The organism is Rhizobium sp. 2YAF20 (assembly GCF_052114685.1).
Lineage (GTDB): Bacteria > Pseudomonadota > Alphaproteobacteria > Rhizobiales > Rhizobiaceae > Rhizobium.
Genome location: NZ_JBFRFF010000033.1, coordinates 44,089 through 55,576, shown reverse-complemented (window position 1 = coordinate 55,576; position 11,488 = coordinate 44,089). Strand labels below are relative to the sequence as shown.

Here is an 11,488-nt window from a genome sequence, read left to right as displayed (position 1 = left end):
AGGCGTCAACTCACTTGGCTGTCGCCGCCTCTTCGATGATCTTCGCAACCTTGTCGGGATGGGAAACCATGACGACGTGCGATGCGCCCTTCACAACGACGGTATCTTTGGACTTGGCACGTTCCGCCATCCAAGCAATTGCTTTCGGCGGGATGTTTTTGTCGGCGTCACCGTAGATGAACCAGGAAGGGATGTTCTTCCACGCGGCATTTTCGGACTTCTCCCCGAGCGCAGCCGACGTGACGGGGCGCTGAGTTGCCGCCATCAATTTCGCAGAAGCTTCCGGAACGTCGGCGGCAAACTGGCTATGGAACTTGTCCTGCTGAATATACAGGTCCTCTCCTCCATCATTCAGCGCCACAGGTGCCGCAAGCGTGCCACCAAGCGTGCTCCCAGGAAACTTACCTGAGAGTTCGATGGCGGATTCGCCAGTGTCTGGCGCGAATGCGGAGACGAAGACCAGCGACTTTACCTTGAACGGGTCCGCAGCCTCGGAGATGACCGATCCGCCGTACGAGTGACCGACCAGAACCACCGGCGTCTTAAAGCTGGCGACGAGATGGCGCACATAGTCGCCATCGGATTTAACACCTCGGAGAGGATTCGCGACCGCTGTTACGGAGTATCCATCAGCTTCCAGCTTTTTGATCACGCCGTTCCAGCTTGACGCATCTGCGAACGCGCCGTGGACGAGGACGATTGCTGGCTTTTCGGCAGCATTCGCCGAACCGGTCATACCGAGTGCCGTGGCGCCGAGCAGCGCGGCAGTTATCAACTTGATCATGGGAATTACCTTTTTGCTTTAGGGAACGTTGTTCGGTGAGGCAGACCTTGCTTTTGCGGCTCAAGGTCACCCGTTTGTGGAACGAAGGGTCTCAAAGAGGAACCACACCCTCATCTCGCCTTGGTCGATCCAGTTTTCGAGTAGGCTGGCGGTCGCAACATCGCGATATTCGTCGCAGACCTCATGCAAGGCCCGCATCCGGGCGATGAGAACGCCGTTGTCCTCGCGTAGCTCGGCGAGCATCTCATGCGGGTGAACAAAGTCTGCGTCGTTGTCAGTGATACGCTGCCGTCGCGCTATATCGCCGATGGAACGCAGTGTCGTACCGCCGAGCTTTCGAACTCGTTCGGCCAAGGGGTCCGTGATGGCAAAGAGTTCTTCGCCATGGGTATCAAGGAGCAGGTGATAGCTCCGAAAATTCGGCCCCGACATGTGCCAGTGAAAATTCTTGGTCTTAATATAAAGCGCGAAGACGTCAGCTAGCAGCGTTGTGGCAGCAGCAGAAATGTCATTCACCGCTTCCTCGCCCAACCCAGTCGGCGTTTTAAGCGCAGCGGCGCGGTGCAAGTGATCGATTTGGTCCATTGAAAAGTCCTTCTGCGTTTCTAGAGTTCATTCCATTCTGCCCGATGCCATTGGATCGCTTGCTGGGAATGACTCCAGCAGCCCCTCATCAACGAGTTCATCTGCAGTGGTGCGTTTTGCGTGGGGCATCTCAAGTGGCATATCGGCCATCTCGGGCATGACTTCGATGCCATCGCGGACCTCGGCTCGACTGCCGAGATTTTTGCTGTCCATTTCTAGATCTCCTTTTGCCTTTGGTGATCTTTGCGAAATGCAACGAAAACATCTTGGACATTTCAGCTCCTGCGCGGTCTGCAACGGCGCCTTATCACCCTCGAAGATTGATAGCTGACCACCCATTTAGGATGTCGCGGCACCGCCAGCGACCAGATCGCTGTCTCGATCCGGCAAGCTAACCATCCTTTTTGGGGCCGCTTACAGGACCAAACAAAACGGCGCCCCAGAGGGCGCCGCATGGAAAGGTGCGATAGGGGGATCACTCGGCTGCTTGTTGATGCTCAATGATTACGTCGTTATCTTCCTCGGCTGTCCGCGGCGAATATCTCGATCGAAGAACCACATAAAAGACCGGCGTTAGAAACAGGCCAAACACTGTTACACCGAGCATGCCGCTAAACACTGCTGTTCCAAGTGACTGACGCATCTCTGCGCCGGGGCCTTCCGCTACGGCTAGCGGGAGCACGCCGAAGATGAACGCCAAGGCGGTCATCAGGATCGGCCGGAGGCGGAGGTGGCTGGCCTCCACTGCGGCCTCAACCGCAGACTTACCATTTTCCTGGGCCTGACGAGCGAACTCAACGATCAGGATTGCGTTCTTGGCCGCGAGACCAATCAGCACAACAAAGCCGATTTGCGTCAAGACGTTGTTGTCCATGCCTCTCAGGTAAACACCCGTGAGAGCTCCGAGAACCGCAAGTGGAACGATCAGAATGATTGCCAGGGGAAGTATCCAGCTCTCATACTGCGCCGACAGCGCCAGGAAGACGAACACCACGGAAAGGGCAAAGATCCAGAGCGCGCTGCCTCCGATATGCGTTTCCTGATAAGCGAGCTCGGTCCACTCGAATGTAGTGCCTGGCGGAAGAACCTTCGCTGCAATGCCTTGCATCTTGGCAATCGCCTCCCCTGTCGAGACACCGGGAGCGGCATTTCCCTGAAGCGGGACGGAAACGTACATGTTGTACCGCTGCACCAAAGTGGGCCCACTTGCCTCCCGTATATCTGCGAGGGTTCCGAGCGGCACCAGAGCGCCTGTTGCGGAGCGCACTTTCAGATCAAGCATGTCATCTTTCTCAAGTCTGAACTTCTTGTCCGCCTGAGCTCGGACTTGATAGACACGGCCAAAAGCATTGAAATCGTTGACGTATGATACACCAAGGTTGCTCGATAATGTCTCGAAGATGTTGGGGATCGGAACATTCAAGAACTGCGCCTTATCCCGATCAATCGACAAGAAATATTGCGGGCTCGATTCAGAAAATGTTGTGAAGACTCCAGTCAAGCCCGGCGTCTTGTTGGCCATCACTATCATCTGTCTTGCCAGCGCGAGCGCACGCGTCATGCTGGAACTGTCCTGGTCCATCACCTGCATTTTGAAGCCACCGGAATTACCGATGCCCTGCACTGGCGGCGGCGGAATAGCGATGATGAAGGCCTCGTCGACGGCCTGGAGATTTTTGTAAAGGGTTTGAATGATCTTCGTTGATGTGTCCCCGCTCTTCAATCGCTCGTCGAATGACTTGAACGGTGTGAAAATCACGCCTGCATTAGATGCATTGGTGAATGTTGCGCCGCTGAACCCGGCGAACTGAACGGCGTTAGCAACGCCTGGGGTAGCCCTCGCGATTTCACCCGCTTTTTTGATCACCGCATCGGTTCGTTCCAGCGAAGCTCCGTCGGGAAGCTCGACTACGACGATTGCATAGCCTTGGTCCATGATCGGGATGAAGCCACTTGGCACCTTCGTGCTCAAGAACCATGTGGCGACCAACAAACATGGGAAAACGATCAAGGCACAAGTCAGTCCGGTTTTCGTGCTAACGATATGACGGATGCTCGTTGAATAGGCACTACTCACTCTGTCAAAGCCGCGGTTGAAGAGCTCGGCCGACTTATGACCGATTCTTCCCGCGATGCTTCGCTTAGCAGATTCGTGTTCATGCCTCTTCAGCACCAGTGCTGCCAGAGCGGGAGACAACGTCAGCGAGTTGACTGCCGAGATCGCCGTTGCGATCGAGATGGTCACTGCGAACTGCTTATAGAACTGTCCGGAAATTCCGGGAATGAAGGCGGTCGGCACAAACACGGCGATAAGCACAAGCGAGATAGCGACGACGGCCGTCCCGACCTCGTCCATCGTCCGATGAGCTGCCCGCCGCGGACTCATACCCGCGGCGAGGTTTCGTTCAACGTTTTCCACTACGACAATCGCATCGTCGACCACAATGCCGATTGCCAGCACCAAGCCGAACAGTGTCAGCATGTTCAGAGACATGCCAAACGCCGCGAGGAAGGCGAACGTACCGACAAGAGAGACCGGGATGGCAACGATGGGCACTATTGCGGTTCGCCAGGATTGAAGGAAGATGAGAACCACGAGCGCGACGAGGACAATCGCTTCGCCGATGGTGCGGTAAACCTCATTGATCGAAGAAGCCACGAAGTCGGTGGTGTCGTAGATGATGCGATACTCAAGACCAGGCGGGAACTGAGCTGACAGGTCCTTCATGATCGACTTGATCTGAGCTGCTGTCTCCAGCGCGTTCGTCCCTGGCCGTGCAAAGATGCCCATACCGACCGCTGGCTTGTTGTTCACATAGGCGTTGGTAACGTAGTCGCGGGCTCCAAGCTCAATGCGAGCAACATCTTCGAGCTTCACGAGACGCCCGTCGGGTGTCGACTTGACGATGACATATCGGAATTGTCGGGCGTCGGAGAAGCGGCCATCTGTCCTGACAGTATACTGAAAAGGATTATCGACCGCTGCCGGAGGAGCTCCAATTGAGCCGCCGGAAACCTGAACGTTCTGGTCACGCAGTGCACTCACAACATCGTTCGATGTCATACCGTAAGAGGACAGCTTTTCCGGATCCAGCCAGATGCGCATAGCGTATTGGCGTTCGCCGAAGATTTGAATGTCGCCGACACCCTGCAGGCGTACCAGCACATCTCGAACACGGTTTCTCGCGTAGTTGGAGGTGAAGAGCTGGTCATACCTCCCGTTGGGAGAAAGCAGGTGGACCACCATCAGGAGGTCAGGCGAGCTCTTGTTCGTCGTCACTCCCAATCGCTGGACTTCTTGCGGAAGTCTTGGGAGAGCAATCGCAACGCGGTTTTGGACCAGGACCTGCGCCTTATCCAGATCAGTACCCAACGCAAAGGTTATTGTGAGGGTCATCGCGCCGTCGGCACTGGAATAGGACGACATGTACAGCATGTCTTCCACGCCGTTGACTTCCTGCTCAATCGGCGTGGAGACCGTGTCAGCTATCGTCTGAGAATCTGCGCCTGGGTATGAGGTGCGGACGACGATTGTTGGGGGCGCGATTTCCGGATACTGCGCGACTGGCAGTTCGAAATAGGCAATTGAACCCACGATAATCAGCAGGAGCGAAATGACCGACGCAAAGATCGGCCTATCGATAAAGAAGTGTGCGAACCGCATCTCAGCTACTCCGCATTCACGGCGGTCAGCGGTGCTGACTCAACCGGATCTTTGTTTTCAGGCGGAAGGGTCGTTTCTTTCGGGTCGACCTTAACGCCTGGGCGGACGCGTACGACGCCCTTCACAACTAGACTCTCGCTACCGTCGAGGCCGCTTCTGACAACACGGTATCCGTCGATTCTCGGACCTGGCCGGATCGCTTTTGTCGACACGACATTGTCCTTGCCAACGACGAAGACAACACGTTCGTCTTGATCGGAGCTAATTGCCTCGTCCGGTATCAAGATCGCCTTGTATGAATTTGAACCTTCAAGCTCGACCCTGCCGAACAACCCTGGCTGAAGCACAAAATCAGGATTTGCAAACCTGGCGCGGGCGCGAAGGGTTCCTGTTGCCGCGTCGACCTGATTTTCAGCAAAATCGAGCGTGCCGGTATAGGCCGTCCCGTCCCGGTCGCCCAGCCTAACCGAGACCTTCAAACCTCCGCCACCGCTCTGCAGGACGGAGCCGTTTTCGCGGGCGGTTTCGGCGTAGCTCAGAAGACGACGTTCATCTATGTCGAAATAGAAGTCGATCGGGTCAAGCATGACGATCGACGTGAGGACCGTCTGATCTGCGGTGACGAGGTTGCCGACAGAAATCATATGGCGGTCGATGCGGCCGCTCAGTGGCGCAACAATCCGGCTGTATGTCATGTCGAGCTCAGCGCGGTCGACACTCGCTTGAGACCCTTGGAGATTTGCTTGCGCCGAGTCCAGTTCCCTCCGCCGATCATCGAGGGTCGCAACCGTCTGGCTCCCCGACTTAACCAGAGCGTTAACGCGATCGAATTGGGCCTGCGCATAGGTTAAGCCTGCATTTGCTACAGCGAGGCTGGCCTTAGCTTGGCTCAAAGCAGTCACAAAGGGACGTTGGTCGACTTTGAACAGTTCATCACCGTCCTTGACCAACTGGCCGTCTTTGAAAGCAATGCTCTGCAGATAGCCACCGACGCGCGAACGGATATCGACCTGTTCGGCGGCTCGAAACCGGCCAATAAATTCATCCCTATCTGTCACGTCGCGAACCAGAGGCTTCGCTACAACCACCTGCGGAGCTACCTCTTGGGCATTGACGAAGTCCCTCAGAGCCAACGTCCATCCGGCCATACAAAGCGATAATACAAGAATTCGAGCTTTCATTTTCCACCTCACAAGTTGCAGCGTAACAAGGGCTGACGCCGACCGAGAATGAATGCGGGTCTGGCATTGTGAAAGCAGACTGACAGCACAGCAGTGCCAGTTATTGTACAATCAACGACTAATGTCCGGTCTTAGAACTGCGCTCTTGACCAAGACAGGCCCATGTCTCAAATACGGTGTATGCGGCACTTTAAGACGGAGCGATTGATGCGATCTGTGGGCTTTATTCTTGAAGACGGTTTTCAGGTCATGGGGCTTGCCGCCCTTTCGGCGTTTGAGTTCGCCAATCAGGATCAGGGTATGGAGGCCTATAAGCTGACGGTAATGTCCGAGAAGGGAGGCACCGTTCGATCGTCGCTGAAGATTGGCGTGGAGACCGAACCCCTTGGTGATTTTCCCGACACGCTAATGGTTGTTGGCGAGCTGACCCCAAGCCCCTCTTCCCCAATGTTGCGAGATTACATCTCCAAGGCGGGCACAGAATCGCGGCGAGTTGCCGGGCTTTGCACCGGAGCTTTTCTGCTGGCCGAAGCGGGACTGCTGGATGGGAAGGTGGCGACTACACATTGGGCACACGCTCGCGACCTCCAGAGACGGTTTCCCCTGGCGCATGTCGATGAGGATCGAATTTTCACGCACGATGGAAACATCTGGACATCCGCAGGCATGAGTTCGGCGATCGATCTCACGCTGGCTCTGATTGAGGACGACTTTGACGCGGCCGTTTCACGGTCGATTGCGAGGAAGCTCGTAGTCTATCACAGGCGGCCTGGAGGCCAGTCGCAGTTCTCGGCGCTCTTGGAGCTTGAGCCAAGGTCCGACCGAATTCGTCGCGCCTTGATTTATGCGAAGGAACATCTCCGCAATCCGTTGACAGTTGAGGAGCTGGCGGAGGCCGTCAGTTTGAGCCCAAGACAGTTCAGTCGCCTTTTTAGGGAGGAGACTGGCCAATCGCCAGCGAAAGCGGTCGAGATGTTACGTCTCGAGGCCGCGAAAGCCATGTTGGAAGACGGTCGCCACCCAATGGAGATTGTAGCTCGCGACACGGGATTTTCCGATCGAGACAGGATGCGCCGCGCGTTTCTTCGCACACTGGGACAACCACCACAAAGCTTGAAGCGGGCATTAAAGCTCATGGATGGCGAAGATGTCGAGTTAGCGGACGCATGAGTCAAAGTCCTAAAACGACGGATACCTGTCATATGAGACAAACTGAACTTTGGCTACAATGGGCCAGCAGTAGGTACGTCGGGAGCCAATAAATGCCTTCAGGGCCGGAGATCCACTCAGTCCAAACCAAGCATGGTGAAATTGCTATCCGGACCAATGGCCCAGAAAGGGGCACGCCGCTTGTCCTCCTTCCTCGTTTCAGAGCCACAATGGACGATTGGGATCCGGCGTTCATCAAATCGATTTCCCGCGACCACCAAGTCGTGCGGTTTGACAATCCGGGCGTCGGTTTGTCTCAGGGCAGTTCGCTCAACAGCATAAAATCCATGGCCAGCGTTGCCGCGGAGGTAATTCTCCAAGTCGCTCCGCGTCATGCTGATGTTTTGGGTTGGTCTCTCGGGGGCGCGGTCGCCCAGCAGCTTGCCTTGGATTATCCCCACCTATTGCGTCGGATGATCCTTGTCGGAGCGACGCCAGGCGCAATCGCCGAAGGACCGCGCCAACAACCCCGTGTTGCTACCGTTTTGGCGAAGCAGCAAAACGACGAACAAGACTTTCTCTACCTCTTTTATCCCGAGACGGAAGCTGCGGTGTCATGCGGTCGAACCTCGATCCGCCGGATCGCAAACCAGCCCGACAGATCTCCAGGAGTAAGCGCCCTCGCCTTTATGGAGCAAGTTCAAGCCTTCACGCGCTGGCCAGGAATACTACATCGAGCAAGAGAACTTAAATTGCCAATACTCGTCGTCGCAGGCGCACAAGATATTGTAGCCCCCGCCTATTGTTCGTTTGTCCTGTCTCAGCAGGTCCCCGACGCGAAATTCATCGTTTACCCAGACTCGGGTCACGCGTCGCTCTTTCAACATGCCGAAGAATTCATTGAGGACGCAACGCGCTTCCTCGAAGCGTAACGAGACATCGAATGTCCGAAATCGCCGTTTCAATGGCATTTGAGCCACCACGATTTTCCGCCATCATTCTCCCATCGAAACACGGTTGCCAAGCCAGAAAGTTGGCACCGAAAATAGATGGAGCGACTAATGAAAATGACTGGCAACACAATCTTCATCACGGGCGGCACTTCGGGGATTGGCCGCGCCCTTGCTGAAGCGTTTCACAAGCTTGGCAACAAGGTGATCATCGCCGGTCGCCGCAAGGCGATGCTTGATGAGGTTTCGGCCGCCAATCCAGGAATCGACGGAATCGAGCTGAATATCGCCGACGCTGCGGATATCGAGCGGGTGGCGACAAAGCTGATCTCTGAATATCCGAAACTCAACGTGCTCATCAATAATGCGGGTATTATGCCGTTCGACGATCCGGCAGGCAAAATCGACGATTCCGTTTCGCAGAATATCATCGAGACAAACCTGCTTGGCCCAATTCGCCTGACCTCGGCACTTGTCGACCACCTCAAGACCCAATCGGACGCGACTATCATTCATAACACGTCCGTTCTTGCGTTCGTGCCTCTTGCTGGAAACGCGGTGTACTCCTCGACCAAGGCTGCGCTGCATTCCTATTCACTGTCCCAGCGTTTTGCGTTGCGGGACACCAACGTGAAGGTTCAGGAGATCGCTCCGCCGTGGGTTGACACAGACCTCGTTAAGAAGAGCGGCGATCCACGGGCAATGCCGCTGGATGTGTTTATCGAAAAAACGATGGCGGGCCTCGCCACCGACGCTCCAGAGGTCTTCGTCGAAGAAATCACAGCTCTTCGCGATAACCCGGGCCTGAAAGAACATCAACTCGTTCACGACTTCAACGCGGCCCTCGTAGCAGACCCAATCCCCGTTTGAATATTGGACAGTAAACCATCGGCCTTCCCGCCGGTTAGACGGGAAGGCCGAGAAGAACGCAGTTAAGGGTACCTTCATCATGTCTGACCGCCTGAATCTGACACCGAAGATTGCCACTGAGACACTTTCCTCGACGTTGGGATCCCCTGATCCAACGCCATCTTTGATGCCTGCCTATTTTCTAGCGCTTGGAACATTCGCAATAGGCACAGAGGGTTTCATGATCGCGCCTCTGTTGCCGACAATTGCCGCTGATCTCGGCATGAGCCTGTCAGCGACCGCGATGCTCGTGGTTGTCTTCACGATCACTTTGGCCATAAGTTCCCCGACCACCACGGTGATCACTGGGCGTCTACATCGCCGCGACACATTGTTAGTTGCCATGACTATTTTCGCCGTGGGCAACTTCGTGGCAGCATTCTCGGCAACGTTCTCCACCCTTCTGGTTTCTCGCTTACTTATGGCCGTCGCAGCAGGACTATTCGTTCCGAACGCGAACGCTCTGGCTGGGGCAATCGCCAGGCCCGCTCGAAGAGGAAGAGCGCTTGCTATCGTCAGTGGTGGCATGACCATCGCGATCGCTTTGGGATTACCGCTGGGATCCCTGGTCGGTCACGCCTTTGGATGGAGGACGACGTTTCTCGCCGTCGCTGTGATGGGCCTTGTGGCGATCGTCGGTATTATTGTGGGGATCGTCCGCACGGCGGGTGAAGGCATGTCCGTCGCAAGTTTGTCGGAGCGCATAGGCGTCATTCGGCAAGCGCCAATTCTCAAATTGCTTGCCATCACTCTGTTCTGGTCAATTGGGGCCTATACCGCCTACCCTTACATCGCACCATACCTCACTACTGTCTTGGGTTTTGGTACCTCAGGGATTGGCGCTGCGGTCTCAATGTGGGGATTTGCGGCAGCGATAGGTGTGACCACTGGTGGCGCCCTGAACGACCGGTTCGGATCAGGAAGGGTCGTGACGGCGTCGCTCATTCTGCTCGGCTGCTCGTTTGCTGTTTTGGCAGCAGTGACCGTCCTTGGTCCAGCAGCGGCTCAAATACCTGCCTTAGTGGCTATCGGCGTCTGGGGTTTCAGCGTCTGGTCCTTCTTCCCCGCTCAGATGGCCAGATTGATTGCAGCATCGTCTCCTTCTCAGGCTTCGGTATCGCTATCCCTGAACACTTCGACAATGTATCTGGGCTTCTCGATCGGAAGTGCGCTGGGTGCGGGGATTATTGGCCTCGATGCTGTGTGGGCCATTGGTATTGCAGCTGCTGTTGCAGAAGCAATCTCGCTAACGCTAAACTACCTTTTCGCGAGGAAATAGAACTGGCATTGACGGCATAATTTCCCTGATGAAGTTATTCAAAAACATCAGCCTTTTGCCTGTCGGCCCGACAAACTCAAGCGAGCTTGTCGGGCCGATTGCTGTGTCACTGGCGACCGGCTGCATCGAGGGATGCGAACTCCTCGTCGCTAAGTTTGATGCCTGCCGCAGCGACATTTTCTTCCAAATGGCTTACTTTTGACGTGCCCGGAATCGGAATGATTACGTGGCTTCGTTTCAGCACCCATGCCAATGCGATCTGGCTCGGGGTCGCCCCGTGGTTCTCAGCAATAATGTCAAGCACGGAGCCACGCTTGGTGAGTTGGCCAGCTGCCAGAGGGAACCACGGGATAAAGCCGATCCCATTCTCCTCACAGTAATCAAGAACGTCCTCGCTGGAACGATCGACGAGATTGTATCGGTTCTGAACCGTAGCAACTTTGAAATATTTAGAAGCCGCCTCGATCTCCTCGACTGAGACCTCGCTCAGGCCAGCATTCGAAATAACGCCGGTGTCGAGCAGGCTTCGGATGGCGACAAACTGTTCATCGCGTGGGACACGCGGGTCGATCCGATGCAATTGCCACAGCCCAATTTTCTCGACACCAAGTCGCTCGCGACTTTCGTGAGCACGGGCCACCAGCTTTTCGGGACGGCCATCCGGTGCCCACTGATCGGGGCCGGGCCGGGTCAACCCGGCTTTCGTGGCAATCAACAGCCGATCGTAAGGGTGGAGAGCTTTTCGGATCAGTTCTTCTGATACGCCGGGCCCATAGGAATCGGCCGTGTCAATAAAGTTGACGCCCAACTCTGGTAATTTCTTGAGTGTCCGTTCGACTTCAGCTGGGTCTTGCGGCTGACCCCAAACACCTCGACCGGTGATCCGCATTCCGCCGAAACCCAACCGATTGACTACCGTCGAGCCTATCGCAAAGGTACCGGCTTCGGCTGCATTTGAATTCTTATCTGACATAGCTGAGATCTCTC

The 11,488-nt window shown here is 55.6% G+C and carries 10 protein-coding genes; 4 read left to right on the top strand and 6 right to left on the bottom strand.

The annotated features are described in order from the left end of the window. Positions 1-10: 10 nt before the first annotated feature. The 5 genes from AB4Z52_RS27490 to AB4Z52_RS27470 all read right to left on the bottom strand — a co-directional run bounded on the left by AB4Z52_RS27490 (position 11) and on the right by AB4Z52_RS27470 (position 6,181). Positions 11-784, bottom strand: a complete 774-nt coding sequence (locus AB4Z52_RS27490) for an alpha/beta fold hydrolase (protein WP_442221056.1) — start codon at positions 782-784, stop codon at positions 11-13. A 66-nt stretch (positions 785-850) separates the two neighbouring features. Beyond that, entirely contained in the window at positions 851-1,369 is a 519-nt protein-coding gene (locus AB4Z52_RS27485) for a Dps family protein (protein ID WP_442221055.1), read from the bottom strand. A 27-nt stretch (positions 1,370-1,396) separates the two neighbouring features. After that, positions 1,397-1,582: a hypothetical protein gene (locus AB4Z52_RS27480; protein ID WP_442221054.1), complete on the bottom strand. Its 186-nt coding sequence runs from the start codon at positions 1,580-1,582 to the stop codon at positions 1,397-1,399. A 262-nt stretch (positions 1,583-1,844) separates the two neighbouring features. Next, complete coding sequence (locus tag AB4Z52_RS27475) at positions 1,845-5,033, bottom strand: efflux RND transporter permease subunit (RefSeq protein ID WP_442221053.1); 3,189 nt, start codon at positions 5,031-5,033, stop codon at positions 1,845-1,847. A gap of 5 nt (positions 5,034-5,038) precedes the next feature. Beyond that, positions 5,039-6,181, bottom strand: a complete 1,143-nt coding sequence (locus tag AB4Z52_RS27470; protein ID WP_442221065.1) for an efflux RND transporter periplasmic adaptor subunit — start codon at positions 6,179-6,181, stop codon at positions 5,039-5,041. Between the two features lie 240 nt (positions 6,182-6,421). Between AB4Z52_RS27470 and AB4Z52_RS27465 the strand changes: the two genes are divergently transcribed. The 4 genes from AB4Z52_RS27465 (at position 6,422) to AB4Z52_RS27450 (ending at position 10,501) form a co-directional block, all read left to right on the top strand. Next, positions 6,422-7,384: a GlxA family transcriptional regulator gene (locus tag AB4Z52_RS27465; protein WP_442221052.1), complete on the top strand. Its 963-nt coding sequence runs from the start codon at positions 6,422-6,424 to the stop codon at positions 7,382-7,384. A 92-nt stretch (positions 7,385-7,476) separates the two neighbouring features. Beyond that, positions 7,477-8,295, top strand: a complete 819-nt coding sequence (locus AB4Z52_RS27460; RefSeq protein ID WP_442221051.1) for an alpha/beta fold hydrolase — start codon at positions 7,477-7,479, stop codon at positions 8,293-8,295. 129 nt (positions 8,296-8,424) lie between these two features. Next, entirely contained in the window at positions 8,425-9,183 is a 759-nt protein-coding gene (locus AB4Z52_RS27455) for an SDR family oxidoreductase (protein ID WP_442221050.1), read from the top strand. A gap of 79 nt (positions 9,184-9,262) precedes the next feature. Beyond that, a complete protein-coding gene (locus AB4Z52_RS27450; RefSeq protein WP_442221049.1) occupies positions 9,263-10,501 on the top strand; it encodes an MFS transporter in 1,239 nt (412 codons plus the stop codon). Between the two features lie 106 nt (positions 10,502-10,607). Here the strand turns inward: AB4Z52_RS27450 and AB4Z52_RS27445 are convergent, their stop codons facing one another. After that, entirely contained in the window at positions 10,608-11,474 is an 867-nt protein-coding gene (locus AB4Z52_RS27445) for an aldo/keto reductase (RefSeq protein WP_442221048.1), read from the bottom strand. Positions 11,475-11,488 lie beyond the last annotated feature (14 nt).

Bases quoted from the DNA above. Each gene is read 5' to 3' on its own strand.
- AB4Z52_RS27460 (WP_442221051.1), top strand. From the start codon at position 7,477: ATGCCTTCAGGGCCGGAGATCCACTCAGTCCAAACCAAGCATGGTGAA.
- AB4Z52_RS27445 (WP_442221048.1), bottom strand. From the start codon at position 11,474: ATGTCAGATAAGAATTCAAATGCAGCCGAAGCCGGTACCTTTGCGATA.
- AB4Z52_RS27450 (WP_442221049.1), top strand. From the start codon at position 9,263: ATGTCTGACCGCCTGAATCTGACACCGAAGATTGCCACTGAGACACTT.
- AB4Z52_RS27480 (WP_442221054.1), bottom strand. From the start codon at position 1,582: ATGGACAGCAAAAATCTCGGCAGTCGAGCCGAGGTCCGCGATGGCATC.
- AB4Z52_RS27470 (WP_442221065.1), bottom strand. From the start codon at position 6,181: ATGGCCGGATGGACGTTGGCTCTGAGGGACTTCGTCAATGCCCAAGAG.
- AB4Z52_RS27465 (WP_442221052.1), top strand. From the start codon at position 6,422: ATGCGATCTGTGGGCTTTATTCTTGAAGACGGTTTTCAGGTCATGGGG.
- AB4Z52_RS27455 (WP_442221050.1), top strand. From the start codon at position 8,425: ATGAAAATGACTGGCAACACAATCTTCATCACGGGCGGCACTTCGGGG.
- AB4Z52_RS27475 (WP_442221053.1), bottom strand. From the start codon at position 5,033: ATGCGGTTCGCACACTTCTTTATCGATAGGCCGATCTTTGCGTCGGTC.
- AB4Z52_RS27490 (WP_442221056.1), bottom strand. From the start codon at position 784: ATGATCAAGTTGATAACTGCCGCGCTGCTCGGCGCCACGGCACTCGGT.
- AB4Z52_RS27485 (WP_442221055.1), bottom strand. From the start codon at position 1,369: ATGGACCAAATCGATCACTTGCACCGCGCCGCTGCGCTTAAAACGCCG.